Source organism: Cupriavidus sp. Agwp_2, assembly GCF_040784895.1.
GTDB lineage: Bacteria > Pseudomonadota > Gammaproteobacteria > Burkholderiales > Burkholderiaceae > Cupriavidus.
Window position 1 is genome coordinate 1,823,023 of sequence record NZ_CP088084.1, and the last position, 16,163, is coordinate 1,839,185.

The 16,163-nt window shown below is 68.3% G+C and carries 16 protein-coding genes; 8 read left to right on the forward strand and 8 right to left on the reverse strand.

What is annotated here, in order from left to right; all coding sequences use genetic code 11:
• Positions 1-3: 3 nt before the first annotated feature.
• A complete protein-coding gene (locus tag LPA45_RS26005; RefSeq protein WP_116319254.1) occupies positions 4-906 on the reverse strand; it encodes a LysR family transcriptional regulator in 903 nt (300 codons plus the stop codon).
• A gap of 149 nt (positions 907-1,055) precedes the next feature.
• Between LPA45_RS26005 and LPA45_RS26010 the strand changes: the two genes are divergently transcribed.
• Both LPA45_RS26010 and LPA45_RS26015 read left to right on the forward strand, forming a co-directional pair.
• Complete coding sequence (locus LPA45_RS26010) at positions 1,056-1,514, forward strand: nucleoside deaminase (protein ID WP_116319252.1); 459 nt, start codon at positions 1,056-1,058, stop codon at positions 1,512-1,514.
• A 10-nt stretch (positions 1,515-1,524) separates the two neighbouring features.
• Complete coding sequence (locus LPA45_RS26015; protein ID WP_116319348.1) at positions 1,525-2,811, forward strand: cyanate transporter; 1,287 nt, start codon at positions 1,525-1,527, stop codon at positions 2,809-2,811.
• Here the strand turns inward: LPA45_RS26015 and cynS are convergent.
• Complete coding sequence (cynS, locus tag LPA45_RS26020) at positions 2,805-3,248, reverse strand: cyanase (RefSeq protein ID WP_116319250.1); 444 nt, start codon at positions 3,246-3,248, stop codon at positions 2,805-2,807. The two genes, LPA45_RS26015 and cynS, sit on opposite strands and share 7 nt — an antisense overlap.
• 68 nt (positions 3,249-3,316) lie before the next feature.
• Positions 3,317-3,454 carry a hypothetical protein gene (locus LPA45_RS26025; protein ID WP_199414570.1) on the reverse strand — a complete coding sequence of 46 codons (138 nt, stop codon included), beginning with the start codon at positions 3,452-3,454 and terminating at the stop codon, positions 3,317-3,319.
• Positions 3,455-4,024: 570 nt separating this feature from the next.
• On the opposite strand from LPA45_RS26025, the gene LPA45_RS26030 reads away from it, so the two are divergent.
• The 5 genes from LPA45_RS26030 to LPA45_RS26050 all read left to right on the forward strand — a co-directional run bounded on the left by LPA45_RS26030 (position 4,025) and on the right by LPA45_RS26050 (position 9,859).
• A complete protein-coding gene (locus LPA45_RS26030; RefSeq protein ID WP_255519748.1) occupies positions 4,025-4,150 on the forward strand; it encodes a hypothetical protein in 126 nt (41 codons plus the stop codon).
• 73 nt (positions 4,151-4,223) lie between these two features.
• Positions 4,224-4,541, forward strand: coding sequence for a YXWGXW repeat-containing protein (locus LPA45_RS26035; protein WP_116319248.1), 318 nt, complete (start codon positions 4,224-4,226; stop codon positions 4,539-4,541).
• A gap of 715 nt (positions 4,542-5,256) precedes the next feature.
• Positions 5,257-6,207 (forward strand): LuxR C-terminal-related transcriptional regulator, encoded by a 951-nt coding sequence (locus LPA45_RS26040; protein ID WP_116319246.1) that lies wholly within the window; start codon positions 5,257-5,259, stop codon positions 6,205-6,207.
• A gap of 85 nt (positions 6,208-6,292) precedes the next feature.
• Positions 6,293-7,237 carry a glycosyltransferase family 2 protein gene (locus LPA45_RS26045; protein WP_317921683.1) on the forward strand — a complete coding sequence of 315 codons (945 nt, stop codon included), beginning with the start codon at positions 6,293-6,295 and terminating at the stop codon, positions 7,235-7,237.
• 528 nt (positions 7,238-7,765) lie between these two features.
• A complete protein-coding gene (locus LPA45_RS26050) occupies positions 7,766-9,859 on the forward strand; it encodes a polysaccharide biosynthesis protein (protein WP_376790656.1) in 2,094 nt (697 codons plus the stop codon).
• A 90-nt stretch (positions 9,860-9,949) separates the two neighbouring features.
• Here the strand turns inward: LPA45_RS26050 and LPA45_RS26055 are convergent, their stop codons facing one another.
• The 5 genes from LPA45_RS26055 to LPA45_RS26075 form a co-directional block, all read right to left on the reverse strand.
• Positions 9,950-11,047, reverse strand: coding sequence for a GNAT family N-acetyltransferase (locus tag LPA45_RS26055; protein WP_367395052.1), 1,098 nt, complete (start codon positions 11,045-11,047; stop codon positions 9,950-9,952).
• On the reverse strand, positions 11,044-12,084 hold the full coding sequence (locus tag LPA45_RS26060) for a hypothetical protein (RefSeq protein WP_116319241.1): 1,041 nt from the start codon (positions 12,082-12,084) through the stop codon (positions 11,044-11,046). Before LPA45_RS26060 ends, LPA45_RS26055 begins: the two co-directional genes overlap by 4 nt.
• 102 nt (positions 12,085-12,186) lie before the next feature.
• Positions 12,187-12,855, reverse strand: a complete 669-nt coding sequence (locus tag LPA45_RS26065) for a phosphatase (RefSeq protein WP_233528107.1) — start codon at positions 12,853-12,855, stop codon at positions 12,187-12,189.
• Positions 12,855-14,039, reverse strand: coding sequence for a DegT/DnrJ/EryC1/StrS aminotransferase family protein (locus tag LPA45_RS26070; protein WP_317921681.1), 1,185 nt, complete (start codon positions 14,037-14,039; stop codon positions 12,855-12,857). Before LPA45_RS26070 ends, LPA45_RS26065 begins: the two co-directional genes overlap by 1 nt.
• A 37-nt stretch (positions 14,040-14,076) precedes the next feature.
• Positions 14,077-14,676, reverse strand: a complete 600-nt coding sequence (locus LPA45_RS26075; protein ID WP_116319238.1) for a sugar transferase — start codon at positions 14,674-14,676, stop codon at positions 14,077-14,079.
• A 195-nt stretch (positions 14,677-14,871) separates the two neighbouring features.
• On the opposite strand from LPA45_RS26075, the gene LPA45_RS26080 reads away from it, so the two are divergent.
• Entirely contained in the window at positions 14,872-16,134 is a 1,263-nt protein-coding gene (locus LPA45_RS26080; RefSeq protein WP_233528106.1) for a glycosyltransferase, read from the forward strand.
• Positions 16,135-16,163 lie beyond the last annotated feature (29 nt).

A 16,163-nucleotide genomic window follows, 5' to 3' on the forward strand; every position in this document is an offset into this window, starting at 1 on the left:
GCGCTAGCCTGCTTCCGGCGCCGCGGCGCCGGGGGCCGGGTTGGGGTCCATCACGCGGTCACACAGCGCAGCCAGGCGTGCGGCCATGTCGCGCGCCGGGGCCTGCAGGTCCGGCTGCGCGTGCAGGCTGAGTTCGACGTCGGGCACCTGTGCCGGCCAGCCGCCGCCGTCCAGCACCTGGTGGTGCGCCGTGGCCAGCCGCCGCGGCAGCAGTGTGATGCCGAGCCCGTCCGCCACCGCGGCCAGGATGCTGGCGAGGCTCGCACTGACAAAGGCGATGCGCCAGCGCCGCCCGCCGGCATCGAGCGCGTGCGTCATCTCGCCGCGGTACAGCCCGCCGGCGGGAAACGCCACCAGCGGCACCGGATCGCGCGTCACCGCCGGGCGGCTGCGGCTGTCGATCCAGCAGAGCGGCTCGGGCCAGCTGGCCATGCCCGGTGCCTGCGCCACGCGCTGCTTGACCAGCACCAGGTCCAGCTCGCGATCCTGGAAGCGCTGCCACAGCTCGTGGCTCATGCCGCTGGTCACTTCCAGCCGAACCCCGGGCCAGTCGTCGGCAAACCCGGCCAGCACCGGCGTCAGCGGCCGCGCGGCAAAATCTTCCGGCACCCCGATGCGGATCTCGCCCTGGCCGGCGCTCTGGCGCAACTGCCCGACCGCTTCGGCCATCAGCTGCTGCAGGCGGCGCGCGTAGCCCAGCAGCCGCTCGCCTTCCGGCGTCGTCACCACGTAGCGTCCGCCGCGATCCAGCAGCACGCAGCCGAGCTGGTCTTCCAGCCGGCGCACCTGCTGGCTGACGGTCGATTGCGTCAGGTGCACGCGCTGCGCGGCGCGGGTAAAGCTGCCGCTTTCCGCCACGGCAACAAAACTCTGCAACAGCACGGGATCGAGTCGGGGGTCCTGCATGGCCGGCCTTTCATTGGGTTTTCCACTGCAGGCGATTTCATCATTTAATTTCCCAATCACCAAGCCCCGGCGTAGAGTGTGCAGCCTGCCAACAGCCATGCCGCAAGTCTTGCGAGCGTGGACTCACTTATTCGGATCCCTGCAAAACCATGACCACTCACCAGGAATTCATGCGCGAGGCGGTGCGCCTTGCCGCGGCCAACCGCGACCGCGGCGGGCGTCCCTTCGGTGCCGTGCTGGCCATCGACGGCCAGGCCATTGCCACCGGCGTCAACGATATCGTGCACAGCCACGACCCGACCACCCACGCCGAAATGGAAGCGGTGCGGGCCGCGGCGCGCAAGCTGGGCCGTCCGGATCTGCGCGGCAGCGTGGTCTACGCCAGCGGCCACCCCTGCCCGATGTGCCTGGCGGCCATGACCATGGCCGGCGTGCAGGCGGTCTACTACGCCTTCGACAACAACGACGCCGCGCCCTACGGCATGTCCAGTGAAGCCGCCTACCAGGCGCTGCGCCTGCCGCTGGATCCGCCGCCGCTGCCGCTGACGCGCGTGGCGGTGGAACTGTCCGCCGCCCAGCTTTACGGCCCGCGCTCCCCGCGCGGCTGACATGGCGGACATGGCACAGGCATCCGACCTCGCCAGCGCCCCGGCGTGCGCTCGCAGCAGGGGAGCCCCGGCGCGCTGGCTGGTGCTGGCGGCAGTGGCGGGCATCGGCCTGAACCTGCGGCCGTTCCTGACCGCGGTGGGGCCGCTCGCGCCGTCGATCCGCGCGGGCACCGGGCTTACGTACCAAGGCATGGCCTGGCTGACGTTGCTGCCGATGCTGCTGATGGGCGTGGGCGCGTTCTTCGGCCCCGCGCTGCGTGCACGCCTGGGCGCGCGCAACGCGGTGCTGGGGGCGCTGGCACTGCTGGGCACGGCCTGCGCGCTGCGCCTCGGCGTGACCGGCGGCGGCTGGCTGATCGCCTCGGCGGCGTTGTGCGGGCTGGGCGTGGCCGTGGTGCAGGCGGCCTGCCCGGGACTGGTCAAGCAGGAATTCCCGGGCCGCGTGGCCCCGGTGATGGGGCTGTACTCGGCCGCGCTGATGGGCGGCGGTGCGCTGGGGGCGCAGCTCTCGCCGTACGTGACAGAGCTGTCCGGCAGCTGGCGCGAGGCGCTGGCGCTGTGGTCGCTGCCGGCGCTGGCCGCGCTGGCGCTGGCATGGGTGGCGCTGCCTCGCGCCACCGCGACTGCCACGGCCACCGCGGCGCGCCAACCGTCGCGCGGCGCCACGCGCGCCTTGCTGCGCCGGCCGCGCACGTGGCTGCTGATGGGATGCTTTGGCGTGATGAACGGCGGCTATGCCTCGCTGGTGGCGTGGCTGGCGCCGTTCTACCAGGGGCATGGCTGGAGCGCGCCCGCCAGTGGCGCGCTGGTGGCGCTGATGGCCGTGGCGCAGGCCGGCGCGGCACTGCTGCTGCCGGCGCTGGCGGCACGGCGCGTGGACCGGCGCGGGTGGATGGTGCTGGCGCTGGCGATGCAGGTGACAGGCTTTGCCGGGCTGGCGCTCTGGCCCGACGCGGCACCCTATGCCTGGGCCATGATCGGCGGCGCGGGGCTGGGCGGCTGCTTTGCGCTGTACCTTGTGGTGGCGCTGGACCACCTGCCCGACCCGGACAGCGCCGGCACGCTGAGCGCGCTGATGCAGGGCGGCGGCTTCCTGCTGGCGGCACTGGCGCCGTGGCTGACCGCGATGCTGCAGGCCCATACCGGCGGTTTTGCCGCCGGCTGGTGGTACCACCTGGGCTGCGCCGCGCTGGTGGGCGTGCTGACGCTGCGGCTGGACCCGGCCGGCTATGGCGCGGCTTATGCCGCGCCGGCGTCCGCGGTCACGGCGCGCGCCGCCGCTGACAGCCCTCAGTAAGTCTTGTAGGGCAGGAACTTGCCCGACATCTCGATGCGCACCCGATCCCCGTTGGGGTCGGCTTCGCGCTGCAGGTCCATGCGGAAATCGATCGCGCTCATGATGCCGTCGCCAAACTCCTCGTGGATCAGTGCCTTGAAGGTGGTGCCGTACACGCTGATCAGTTCGTAGAAGCGGTAGATCAGCGGATCGGTCGGCACCGCCGTTGGCAGCGAGCCCCTGTACGGCACCTCGCGCAGCCAGGCCTCTGCCTCGGGCGGCAGCCCGAAGATTTCCGTCACCGCGCGCGCCCCGGCCGCGTCGAAAGCCATCTGGCCGAGGCACGCGGCCGTCGTCCATTCCTTGCTGCGGCCGACGCGCTCGGCAACCTGCGCCCAGGTAATGCCGCGCCGGACCTTGGCTTCGATGATGAGATCGGTGACTTCGCTGCGGTTCATGCTGACTCCGTGACAATGGCGTGGATGGATCGAAGCCATGCGGAGCGCCACCGCCCGTTGGCGGCAGGTCAGCGAGTCAGCGCGGTTTCGACCGTGGCCGTGGCATCCGGCGCCTCCAACTCCTGGGGCAGCGCGAACAGCGCCGCGGCGGGTGGCGACAGTCCCTGCAAGAACTGCAAGGCAAGCACGATGAGCATGATTGGCATGGCGCCTCCTTCAAGCACACGTGGCAGATTCCGCTTCCTGGCCCGACCGGGCTCCGTCTGGCAATGGCCCAGGCGCAAGCTTCGTGCCATTGGCGCGGTGGCCCGGAGCGGCCGTACCCCGGCCTTCCGGGATCCCGCGCGCACCGTAACGAACCCATCCGGTACGCAGCGCGAGCCATGCTGAAGCATGCTGCACCGTCCGGGCCCATCTGCGCAAGACCCCGGCAAACCCGCCGACCGTACCCGTTTCTGCGTCGCCGCGGCAATGCGCCCGCCACCATCACGCCGCTACCCTGGCGCCGCCAGCGGGCTCCCGTTTGCTTGCAAGATCTATTTCCGATGTAACGTCACATTACGCCATCCGTGCGCTTGCCGCACCCTTCGGCAGTGCCGCTCCCGCGCCCCGCGAGCCTTGCCGCGCAAGGCTCCGCAGGCATCGCCAGGCACCGCGCGCCCGATCTCGCGCGATTCAGCGCCATGTGAGACAGCCTTACAAGTGCAAGCACGCAGCGAGGGGGCCGGTCGCTACATTGAAGCCGTGTCCAACGCGATCCCGCAGGAGCCCAAGAAATGAAACGCGCCCTCTCCCTGGTCGTGCTGCTGTCCACCACGGCCGCACTGCTTTCCGCCTGCATCGTCGTGCCGCCGCGCGGCGGACCGCCGCCCCGCTACCACCATCACTACGACCGGTATTGATCCACGGATTGATCCACAAACCGATTGACTGATCGACTGTCTGCCTTAACGACCGCCCACAAGGAGCCTTCCCATGAAACGCCAGCTCATGCTTGCCGCAGCCGTCCTCGCCACGGGCGGCGCCTTCGGCCTCATCGCCCCCGCCGAAGCCCATCCCACCGCCGAGGCCCGCGGCTATGGCCATCCGCCGCCGCCGCCGCGCTATGAGCCGCATCCCGCCGCACGCCGCGGCCAGGTCTGGGTGCCCGGCCACTGGGCCGGCGCGCGCGGCCGCTACGACTGGCGCCCCGGCTACTGGCAGGCGCAGCGCCCGGGTCACCGTTTCGTGCCCGACCGCTGGGTGCGCGGACCGCAGGGCTGGGTGATGCGCCCCGGCTACTGGACCCGCTGACGAACCCGCTGACGGACCAGGGTCCCGGTACCGGCTTGCCACCCTGTCGGACGCAGTTGGTGGCAAGCCCGGTGCAGGCCGGTGCACGAGCCGTTCCAGGTCTCATTCCGAGGGTGTAGCACCCCCTCATCCAGAAGCACTAGGCCATGCGCCCGAGCGGGTCATTTATCGCGCAGATATATTACGAAACATCGTATCAAGCTGCCGTTTCATAATTGCGTCACCTGCATGCACCATATATTCCGTACACCCCACTATAGGGTTACCAAACCCTCTCATGAGGGCTTCGAATAATGCGATCTGTTTCAGTGCTGCAACCATTTTAAAAACAAGTGTCACATCGGTGAAACTGCCGAAACCCGCTGCCAGGGCGGCGTTTGCGGAACCTGGTATGGCGCATTCGGGTGAATTCTTAAAGGATTATGACGGGCCTGTCATTCCCACCCTGTCTCGTCCCAATTCAGCTCGCTTGCAATCCACTCAACCAGCCCATAAGATGAATTTAAGCCGATTTAGGAGCGAGAATCTTTCGGGTTCGGGTTCGGGTCAACCATCCAGCCATCGACAAGTTCCATCCAGAAGAACGGGACTGCCGGGGCATGGAAGCATGGGGGTCATACACACGGTCAGACACTAATGGTGGCTGCCGTCCTGCACTGTCCTCCATACGCAAAGCGTCCCGCAGTCCGCTCCCGAGTAACGGGGAGTGAAGTCAATGAACGCGTTGCTGATCGAGGAGCATCCGCTGCTCCGGCTCGGGCTGTTGCAGATGCTCGAGAACATCCAGGAATCCGCCCAGGTGGCAGCCATTGCGCCCGCGGACATCGCCAGGCTCGATAGCCGGCACCACCATGCAGACCTGCTCGTGTTCGGCATGCCCGCCGAACCCGGTCCGGGCTGGGCACAACTCGAACAGGCCCAGACCTTGCTGCAGCCGCAGCGTGTGCTGATCCTGGCCGACGTGTTGCCCTTGCACGTGCCCAATCCGGAAAGTGCCCGCGGGGTGTGCGGCTGCCTGCCGAAAACTGCCTCGCTGGCGGTAATCGAGGCGGCCATCCGCCTGGCCATATCGGGAGTGCAAGGCCTGCTGTTCTCGGCCGAGACCGGAGCCACGCCTTCTGCCTCGCGTTCAGCCATGCCGGCGGTGCAGTCGCTCGCCTCGGCAGCGCCGCTGCCCTTGCCGGCGAGCCTGCCCACCGATTCGCTCTCGCTCGCCTCCTGCGCCAGTGCGCCGCGCAGCATGCCGCGCGCTGCCGTGGCGGTGCGCGACCTGACCGACCTGAGGCCGGGCCAGCCATTGGCCGCGCCAGCTGCCCCCAGCGCAGTGCCGATGGCCGAGGAAGAGCCGAGCTACGGCGAAGCCGAAATGCTCAAGATCACGCCGCGCCAGTACGAAGTGCTGGTGCTGCTGGCACGCGGCTACCCGATCAAGACGGTCAGCCGCATGCTGAACATCTCGGTGGCGACGGTGAAGAGCCACGCCTGCACGCTGTACCAGCGGCTCAAGGTGCGCAACAAGGGCGAAGCGGTCTACGCCGCCCTGCAGCGCGGCGCGACGCTGGAGTGGGTCAGCGGCGACGAACCGTTCACGCGCGACAGCAGCCGCTCGGTGGTGGGTTCGCCGCACGCAGAAGCCCCGTTCCGCAGCACCAGCCAGACGCTGTAGCAGCTTCACTGGCACCGCGCCGTGCCCGCGCCAGACGGCGCCGGCGCGCGTGCCAGCCTCACGCCGAACATCGGAGGGGTCAACCATGCCGGCAAGCACTTTCCTGCCCACCTTTTCGGTGTGCATCCTTACGTGCGACCATCCCGAGGGACTACAGCGCGCGCTGCAGTCGGTCGCCGAATCCACCATGCCGCCGCACCAGCTGATCGTCACCGACGACAGCAGCGGCTACGCCACGCGCGAGATGATGCGCCGCGACTATCCGGACATCACTTACCTGGAAGGCCCGCGCCGCTCCGGGGCTGCCAACCGGAACCGCTCCTTGCGCGCGGCCACCGGCTCGCACGTGTTGTTCCTGGACGACTGGACCCTGCTGGGCCCGACCTTCCTGCAGCAGATGACCGAGTGCATTGCCGACGACCATATCCGCCGTGCCATGGCCGGCTGCGCAACGCCGCTGATCCTGACCGGCACCGAGGTGTGCCAGGGCCAGCCGGGACGCCCGCGCAAGCCGGCGTTCCTGGGCGACCCCACGCAGGACTACCGGCGCGGCGAACGCCTGAGCTCGGTGCTGCTGCACAGCGCGGTGTTCCCGCGCGAGCTGTTCGAGCACGTGCACTTCGATGAGCAGCTTGCCGGCGGCTATGACGAGTTCGAGCTGACCGGCCGTGCGGTCCAGGAGCTGGGCTACCGCATCGAGCTGGTCACAAGCGCGGTCAACCAGCGCCTGCCTGCCACACGCCCCGCGGCGCGCGCAGAGCGCGCCGGCCCCGCCTGCGAAGCCGCGCGCCTGTATGTGGCCTGCCAGCGCTACCGGCGCGGCCACCGGCGCCCGGTGAAGGCGGCCCTGTTCCTGCTGCTGGCGCTGCCGCACGCGCTGGGCCGCGACCTGCGCACCGCAGGCGCGCGCGGCGCCGGCGATTTCTACGCCACCGCGGGCTGCCTGTGGCAGTTGCTGCGCGGGCCGCGCGCCGAACTGGGCGAGCGTGCCGGCACCGCGGGGCTGGGCACCCCGCTGCCGCGCGACTGAGCGACATGCAAGCCCGGGCCATGACCCGGGCGTACCCATTTCTGCGGGCCACAAACAAGCGCCTGCGTATCGTCCGTCGATGCCTCGGCGGTGCCCGTTCTCCCGCCTGGCAGGGCCTGCAACGCCGCCTTGCGGCCCCGCGAGTCCTCTCCCCCGGCCGGCATGCGTACCCGTTTCTGCGCACACGCGCCGCGCGCCCCGCCCTTCGCCCCACCCTTCGCCGTATCCGCGTTCGGCAGCGCACGTAGCCTAATTGCGCCACCCCGTGCAGACACGATAGCTTTCAGTAAAGCGATTCACACCGGCACGTCGTGCCGCGTGAAGCGCCGCCAGTAGCCGGCACGCAACGTACCGGCGGGTGGCGTTCGCCCTGAACGGGAACAAGAAGAGCCGTGCCATGAACACACCGATATGGATGCTTAGAGCGGTACCCGCCCCCTGCCGGTCCCAGGGCGTGCGGACAGCAATGACGATGTTGGAGGCGATGCCGGACGGCGTGGCCCGACTGACGTGGCAGGAGGTGCGCCCATGACCGGCATGCGCTTGCCAAGTCCCGTGTCCCTGACGCGCCGGCAGAAGATCGTCGTGATGATGACGGTCGACCTGCTCGCGTTGCCGCTGTGCTTCACGCTGGCGCTGCTGCTGCGTGCCGGCGACGGCGGACTGATCCTGCAGTACGGGATGTTGCCGCCGCTGTTCATCGCGGTGCTGACGATCCCGGTGCTGGCCTTCAGCGGGCTCTACCGGACCGTGCTGCGGTATATCGACCTGAAGGTGCTATGGGCGGCCGGCATCAGCATGGCGGCCCTGGTCGGGCTGACCTACGCCGTATCGTTCCTGATCAACGATAGCCGCCTGCCGCGCGCAGGCCTGCTGATCTACTGGTTCATTGCCTTCGCCTACGTGGTGATCTCGCGTTTCCTGATCCGCGCCCTGGTACGGCGCACCCAGCTGTGGCGCACCTCCCGCGGCCATCCGACCCGGCATGTCGCCATCTACGGTGCCGGCGAGGCCGGCTTCCAGCTCGCCAGCGCCATGCGCGCCAGCGTCGACCACGAGGCCGTCTGCTTCTTCGATGACGATCGCTCGCTCGGCAACCACACGTTCGCCGATTTGCCGGTGTTCCATACCTCGCGCCTGAAGGCAGAGTTGCAGCGGCTGGGCGTCGACGAAGTCGTGCTGGCGGTGCCATCGCTGTCGCCGGAGCAGCGCAAGCGGATCCTGGACAAGCTGCACCGGTGTGGCGTGAGCGTGCGCACCCTGCCCACGCTGCTGGAACTGGTAGACCGCAAGATCACCATGCAGTCGATCCGCGAAGTCAAGCTGGAGGACCTGCTCGGCCGGCCTCCCGTGCCGCCGCGCGAGGCGCTGTTCGCCAAGTGCACGCACGGCAAGGTTGTCATGGTGACTGGCGCAGGTGGTTCCATCGGCAGTGAGCTGTGCCGCCAGGTCGCCTCGCAGCAGCCACGCAAGATCATTCTGCTCGACCATTCCGAGTGGGCGCTGTACATGATCGAGCAGGACCTGCGCCGCACCTTCCCCGGGGTGCAGCTGATGGCGCGCATCGGCTCGGTGTGCGACGCCAATGCGGTGGCCGCGGCCATGCAGGGCCAGCAGGTCGACACGATCTACCACGCCGCGGCGTACAAGCACGTTCCGCTGGTCGAGGACAACATGCCCGAAGGCATTCGCAACAACGTGCTGGGCTCGCTCACCATCGCCAACATGGCCGATCGCTTCGGCGTGCAGACCTGCGTCCTGGTCTCGACCGACAAGGCCGTCCGGCCTACCAATGTGATGGGCGCGAGCAAGCGCATCGCGGAGCTGATCTTCCAGGCCGCCGCGGCCCGGCCCGGTACCCGCACGGTCTATGCGATGGTCCGCTTCGGCAATGTGCTCGGGTCTTCCGGCTCGGTGGTTCCGCTGTTCCGCAGCCAGATCGAAGCGGGCGGGCCGATCACGATCACCCACCCGGATGTCATCCGCTTCTTCATGCTGATCCCCGAGGCCTCGCAACTGGTGATCCAGGCCGGCGCCATGGCGCGCGGCGGCGAGGTGTTTGTGCTGGACATGGGGCAGCCGGTGCGCATCGTGGACCTGGCCAGGACGATGATCGAGATGGCGGGGCTGGTGGAACGCACCAGCAAGAACCCGAACGGGGACATCGAGATCGCGTTCGTCGGCCTGCGCCCCGGAGAAAAGCTTTACGAAGAGCTGCTGATCGGCGGGCAAGTCACGCCGAGCGAGCACGAACGCATCATGTGCTCGGAGGAGCCGCGCCTGGAGGAGACGGAACTACGGGAAAAGCTGGCCAGGCTCTACGCGGCCTGCGACTCCCGCGACGAGGTCAGCATACAGACGGCGGTGCAGTCGATCGTGCCGGAATATGCACCATACTCCTCGCTCGGCGAGTCTTCGCGCAAGCCGGAGCGGACCGTGCCGGCAGACAGCAGTCACGGCAGCCACGGCAGCCACGATGTGCAGGAAGAAGCCAGGGCACCGCGGCAGCTCGGGCCGCTGCCGGTCGCGCTGCGCCGGGTCGCGTTCCAGGCGGGCAGCCAGCCCGAAGCCGGCAGCGAAGTCGAACCGGCTGGGTTGCTGGGCTCGGGCAAGCTGCTCTGATCCGCTCACGGCCAGGGGGCAACCCTCCCTGGCGCGCGCATAAAAAGAAGGCCGCCTCAACGGGCGGCCTTCGCTGCTTATGCCGGAGCGCTAACCGGCCCTCTCTGCCTTATCTGCCTTATCTGCCTTATCTGCCTTATCTGCCTTATCTGCATTGTCTGCCTTACGATAAGCCGGGAAAAACCCGCTCAGGTCCTCCAGCACCGAGGGCGTATCGCCGCACAGTGCCTGGTACCGGTCAGGATCCACCACCACGCGCTGCGTGCAGAATACATGGGTGTCCGGCGAGAACCCGCGCTTGAAGCGGAACAGCGAATCCTCCGCCGATCCGCCCAGGCCGCCGCCGAGGTGGTAGTACCGGTGCCCCTGCTCCCGTCCCCACTGCCGGATGGCGTGCAGCATGATCTTGCTGGGCTGCCGGTGCCGGTATCGCGCGTCGATGCCCATCAGGTGGCCTTGCAGGATGCCGCCGTCGCCGGACACCATGACCGTCGCGCCGCCGATGATGACGCCCTCCTCCTCTGCCACGAACAGCCGCAGCCGGTCACCGAGTTCCTGGGCCAGGCTGTAGTGGTAGGCGTCGTCGAAGAAGTAGTAGTCGGACGCGCGCAGCCTGTCCATCGACGCGTTGTAGAGACGGATGAAATGCGGCAGCGTTTCCAGCGTCTCGTCCAGGCGCACCGTGACCCCAGCCCGCATTGCCTTGGAAATCTCCAGCCTGTGCCCGTGCGAGGTGTCCCGCCAGTGCTCGGCCTCGCTCTTGGACAGGTCGATCGAGATCGTCTGGCCATGCTCGATCAGCGTTCCGATGGAACTGCTCCATTGCGCATTGACGATCGGATTCAACCGGATAAAGCACGAGACACACCCCTGCCCGCGCAGCACCTCCATGGCCGCCGCCAAGGCCTCGTCAGCGAACGAGGCCGGGGCGTCGTCGCTGACCAGCGGGCCGGCAAACCCGTAGGGCGAGCTTGCATCCCAGTCCTTGCCGTTGATGTCCCGGTTCAGCAGCGGCAGGAACAGCTCGTGGCTGCCGTCCGTGACGTGGACGGCAAACGGCTTGCCGCCGCCTTCATGCTGCGACGCGCGCAGCCAGCCCGGCATGTGGTGGCTGTCATGCCGGCAACGCTGGAGCACCGCGAGCCATTCGGCGCTGGAAGTCTCCAGCAGATTCGTGTTCATCATCATCGATCCTCGTCGGAAGTATCGGGATTGGCGGCAATGTGCAGGATGATTTCGCCCAGGCGCTCAATGTCGCGCGGGCCGTAGCGATGGTCCGCATGCACCACCAGGATGCGTTCGGACAGCCGGCGGTTGTCCTCGGTGGCGCCGGGCCAGGTCATGGGCCACAGGACCGCCGGGTAGACATCCTTCGCGATCAGCCGTTGCCGGATGCGATCGCGCTGTGGCGCGTCGGCGCACAGCAGGATGCCGTACGCCGGCGTTTCCTGCCATTGCAGGCCGGCGGGCAGGCCGGCCATGCAGGCACCCAGCAGCGCCAGGTTATCGCGCCGCCGCTGCCGCATCCGGCCCAGATCAAGCGCCGGCGCCAGCGCGTGCGTGAGCGCCGAGGGCCCGGAGATTTCGGCATCGGTGCGCAGGGTGGATTCCGCTTCGCCCGCAAGTGCCAGGAAGGTTGCCTTGGCGGCCTGAGCGCCTGCCAGGTAAGCGGCCTTCATCGACATGGCGGCGGCCATGCTGGCGGCGGCGCGCACGTGCCCGGAAGCAGGCGCAAGCACGTGCGTGAACGGCTGCCCGGCCGGCGGCCGCACCAGCCCCCCGTCGGGCACGGGCAAGGTCTTGCGCAGCGACGCGAACACATAGTCCGGCGCACGCGCATACGACCAGTCGGCAAGCAGATCGTGCGAGCGGTCGAGCAGGACGCTGCCGCCCTGCACTTCAACGCCCGCCCGCAGGCCGAAGTATTCGGGAACGATCGCAGCCTCGTCCGACGCCAGCCAGAGCATCATGGGGTCGCCGAACGGCGCGTGCGGATACATGCGGACGTCGATGTCGCCGGCAACGTCGTCCAGTACCGCATGACAGTAGTAGCTCGGCGCGTAGAGCCGCCGCCAGCCGCGCGAGCGTCCCTGCGCCACGATCGCGCGCAGCGCATCGCGCCCGGTGCCGGTCAGCAGGTCGCCCGGGCGCAGCCACGGCACCCCGCCCAGCGGGGCCGCAGGATCGAGGTGAAAGAATGAGCCGAATTCCGAGGCAGGTTTCATGGGTTATCCCGCGTGCTCAATGAGAATTCCGGCCTGAGGGGCATCGGCATCAGCCTGTCGCGGCCGGTACCGGGAGGGCCGACGCCCATGGCACGGCCGGCCTTACGCGCCTCCCGCCTTGAAAAACCCGACGGAGACGACCCGCCGCCCCGTGGCGGGATCGGGGTCGATGCTGCGCCAGTATTCGCCATCAGCGCCGCTCCACGTCATGGCGCGGCTGTGCAGCGCGTCCTGCATGTCTTCAACGGCGTCGCGCGGATCGATCAGCAGCGCCAATGGCAACAGCATGGCCACGGTCGCGCCGGCGTGGTGCCACCGCACCGGCTGCCAGCGCCACAGCGTCAGGCCGGCAACCAAGAGGCCGACACACAGCCCGATCAGCGACTCGCCCACCGTATGGTGGAAATCCGTCACCAGCACCACCGGCATGAACAGCGCCAGCCCCACTCCCGTCGCCAGCCCGAGCCAGGCCGTGTACCTGCCCAGCACGGAGCCCAGCAACATCAGCAGCACGGGATACACCGCGGCTGTCAGCAACGCATGCCCGCTGACGCTGTAGACGCCGATCGACGGGAGCGACCAGCCCGAGTAGCTGAACGCGGACTTGGCCGCCATCACCAGCGCGGCACCGATGCCGAACGATACCGACCAGCGCAACGCGCGCGCGCCCTGGCCTGCCACCGCCAGGCAAACCGCGATCCAGACCGCCAGCGGCAGTGCCAGACGGCTCTCGCCAAAATAGAGGTAATGGTTCCACAGGAAATTCGTCATCAAGCTGCCGCGCGCGTCGCCTGCTCCATCACGCTGCGCACCACCTGCCCGGTCTTGTGCACTTCCTCTTGCGTCAGCGTGGGATGCACTAGGAACATCAGGCTGGTTTCGCCCAGCGCCCGCGCCACCGGCAAGCGTGCGGCCGGACGCCATCCGGTTCCGTCAAACGCCTTTTCCAGGTAGACCTCGGCACAGCCGCCCGTATAGCAAGGCACCCCCGCCGCGTTGATGGCAGCCATGATGCTGTCGCGGCTCCAGCCTTCGGCGAGGCGTTGCGGCTGCACGAACGCATGGAACTTGTACCAGGCATGCTCCACGCCAGCAGGCGGCAACGGCACGTACAGGCCGTTGCATGCGCCAAGCGCGTCTGCCAGTGCCATCGCGTTGGCGGTACGCCGGGCGTGCCAGTCCGCCATGCGCCGCAGCTGGATGCGGCCGATCGCGGCCTGCATCTCGGTCATGCGCCAGTTCGTGCCGAAAGAGTCGTGCACCCAGCGGTAGCCCGGCGGATGCGCCCGGTCATACATGGCCTCCCAGCTCTTGCCGTGATCCTTGTACGACCACATGCGCGACCACAGCGCGGGATCGTTGGTGGTGACCATGCCTCCCTCGCCCCCGGTGGTCATGATCTTGTCCTGGCAGAAGGACCAGGCGCCGACATCGCCGATGGTGCCAACCATGCGTCCCTTGTAGGCGGCCCCGTGCGCCTGCGCGCAATCTTCGATCACCTTGAACCCGTGCTCGCGTGCCAGCGCCATGATGGGGTCCATGTCGCATGGCAAGCCCGCCAGGTGCACGCAGATGACGGCGCGCGTGCGCGGCGTCAGCACGGCGGCGATGGTTCGGGCGCTGAGGTTGCCGCTGTCGGCATCGACGTCCGCAAACACAGGCGTCGCCCCCGCGTTGACCACGCAGGATGCGCTGGCCAGGAAGGTACGGGGCGCCACAACCACCTCGTCGCCCGGCCGGATATCCAGCGCGCGCAGCGCCACATCGAGCGCCAGCGTGCCGTTTGCCAGCGTGATGGCGTGCGCGGCGCCACACCAGGCCGCGAACTCCGATTCGAAGTCGCGGCACTCGGTGCCGGTCCAGTAGTTGACACGGTTCGAGAGCAGCACGCGCTGCACTGCCTGCGCTTCCTCCTGGCTGAAGCTCGGCCAGGGTGAGAATCCGGAATTGAGCATCGCCGATTTCCAAGGTTTGCGTTGCGGGGCACGGTGCCTATGGCGTCTTCTCGCTCCCGCAGAAGCGGGTCGCCGAGACTTCGCCTTCAGCGCTGATGTCCTCCTTGGCAAGCACCGTGCCGATCGTGCGCCACAGGATTCTGAGATCCAGCCAGGTCGACTGGTGATCGACGTACCAGACGTCCAGCCGGAATTTCTCCTCCCAACTCAGTGAATTGCGCCCGTTGACCTGGGCCCAACCCGTGATGCCCGGCTTGACGGCCAGCCGCCGCGCCTGCTCCGCGGAATAAAGCGGCAGGTAGAACGTAGGCAGCGGGCGCGGCCCGACCAGGCTCATCTCTCCCTTCAGCACGCACCAGAGCTCGGGGAGCTCGTCGATGCTGGTGCGCCGGATCACCCAGCCGAAGGGCGTGATGCGTTCGGCGTCAGGCAGCAGCTCGCCATCCGCGCCGCGCTCGTCCGTCATGGTGCGGAACTTGATGACTTCAAAGGGCTTGCCATCGAGGCCGGCCCGTGTCTGCCGAAAGAAGACCGGACTGCCAAGCTTGAAGCGCACCAGGCCCATCACGACCAGAAGAGGAAGCGCCAGCACCAGCAGCGCCACAGACGCGAGCACGACATCAAGAACACGCTTCATGATCCTTTCCCACTTCTGAACTGTATCGGGAGATATCTAATCGGATTCGTCCGTCCCTGTGAAGCGCCCAGGGCCGTCGGAACGTGGCTTGCACCACAATCTTCCGACGGTCGTCTGCGTGGGTTCGGCAGCGAACAGATGCGGGCACTGCGGTGCGATAGGGTGCGTGCGCCAGATCATGCCGCGGGAGGCACAATGGAGCAGCGTCAACACGGGGAGCACAGCGGATCGATGCGGATCATGCTGCTCGTCACCTGCCTGCAGCTTGGCGGCGCGGAGCAGCAAGTGGCGGCGCTCGCGCGCGAGTACGTGGCGCTGGGTCACCGGGTATCGGTGGTCAGCCTGCTGCCAGGCAACGAGGTAACGCTGCCCGATGGCGTCGAAACCGTGATGCTGTCGATGCGCAAGACGCCGCAGACATTGCTGGCCGCGCTCATGCGGGTGCGCCGCTTCGTGCTGCAATGGCGCCCGGATGTCGTCCACGCCCACATGATCCACGCCAACCTGTTCGCCCGCATGCTGACGCGCGTGTGCCCGGTCCCGGCCACGATCTGCACCGCGCACAGCGTGTTCCAGGGCGGCGCGCTGCGCATGCTGGCCTACCGCCTTACCGATCGATGGAGCGATCTCAGCACCCACGTCAGCGCCGAGGGCCGCCAGATCATGATCGAGTCCCGCGCGGCGCCCGAGCAACGGATCATCGTCGTCCCCAACGGCATCGACACGGCTATCTACCGCCCGGATATGCAAACCCGTTCCGTCGCGCGGGCCGCGCTCGGGCTGCATGGCGACGATCGGCTCATCCTCAACGTGGGACGGCTCGTCTGGGAAAAGGCGCAGACGGACCTGATCGATGCCTTTGCGCAACTGTCCCCGGCGCCCGGCACGGTGCTGATGATCGCCGGCGACGGCCCGCTGCGCGACACGCTGGCGCAGTGCATTGCCGGACATGGTCTGGACGGTCGGGTGCGCCTGCTGGGCAGGCGGCAGGACGTGCCGTCGCTGTTGAACGCAGCGGACCTGTTCGTGCTGTCGTCACAGGTCGAAGGGATGCCGCTGGTGGTGGGCGAAGCACTGGCGTGCGGCTGCCCGGTCGTGGCCACGGACGCCTCCGGCGTGACGCCGATGGTGGACGGCGTTGGCACCGTCGTGCCGCGCGGCGATCCGCCGGCACTGGCGCGAGCCATGGGTGACGCGCTCGCGCGAGGACGCGGTGCGGCCGCGGACGAAGCGGCGCGGCATCGGCACATCGATTCCGCCTTCAGCATCGAGGCCGTCGCCCGCACCTGGCTGCGACTGTATGCGGACTGCAGCCGCACCGGCGCGGCATTCCACCTGGCGTCCCCGCTGCCACTGCGCACGGACCGTGATCCGGCAGGTTCCGCGGGCCTGCGCAGCGCCGGGCGAGCCTTGCGTTCGACGCCGAACGGATGCTGCGGTGCGGGTGCGGTAGCGTAACCGGAACTGCACAAACCCTCCCGCCGGAG